Here is a 688-nt window from a genome sequence, read left to right as displayed (position 1 = left end):
CCATGCCCTCCGGGTGCCGCGCATCGAGGTGCTGCCGCACCGGGTGATGCAGCTCTATGCTGAACTGAAGAAATAATGGGGACCGCCGTCCCCGGGGCCGGCTCAGGTCTTCCTCTTGCGCCTACGCACCGCTGTCACACTTCGACGTTAACGTTGCAGATTGGACACAGCGGCCCGCCTGGGAACAATCGACGCGGACACGATGAGTATTGGATATCTTTCGAGGGGCCGGGCGGGGCGCCCCTCAGATGCTTGTCGGCTATACGTTCTGATCTGGCTTTGCATGCTGGGCGCCAGTGCCGACCTCGCGGCGGGACAGGAGAATACGAACGCGTCTGCGCCGCGCATGCCGTTCGATATTCCATCTCAGCCTCTGACATCCGCGCTGGAACGTTACGGCGCCACGGCGCGGCGTGAGGTGCTTTACGATGCGCGGCTTGCGACCGGCCGGCGCTCAAGCGAGGTGAGGGGCGATTTCGCGCCGTCGGATGCGCTGCAGGTCCTGCTCGACGGAACCGGCTTGGTCGGCCGTCTGACGTCGGAGAATGCGGTGGTGATCGTGCCCTCGTCTCCGGCGGCCGGGCAGCCGGCGGCGCCCGACATCGATCCGAAAAAGGCCGATCTGGTCATCCGCGCCCGTTACTATGCGCAGGTGCAGGAGCGCGTTCGGGACGCCTTCTGCAGGGAC

Annotated in this window: 1 protein-coding gene; it reads left to right on the top strand. The window is 65.4% G+C overall.

Annotated elements, in window-relative coordinates; genetic code table 11:
* Positions 1 to 283: 283 nt before the first annotated feature.
* The coding region (locus VQ03_RS33550; protein ID WP_208605586.1) for an STN domain-containing protein at positions 284 to 688 on the top strand (405 nt) is incomplete at its 3' end.

The sequence above is a fragment of the Methylobacterium tarhaniae genome, from assembly GCF_001043955.1.
GTDB lineage: Bacteria > Pseudomonadota > Alphaproteobacteria > Rhizobiales > Beijerinckiaceae > Methylobacterium > Methylobacterium tarhaniae.
Note: the sequence above shows the minus strand (reverse complement) of the source record. Positions and strands in the feature narration are given on the sequence as shown.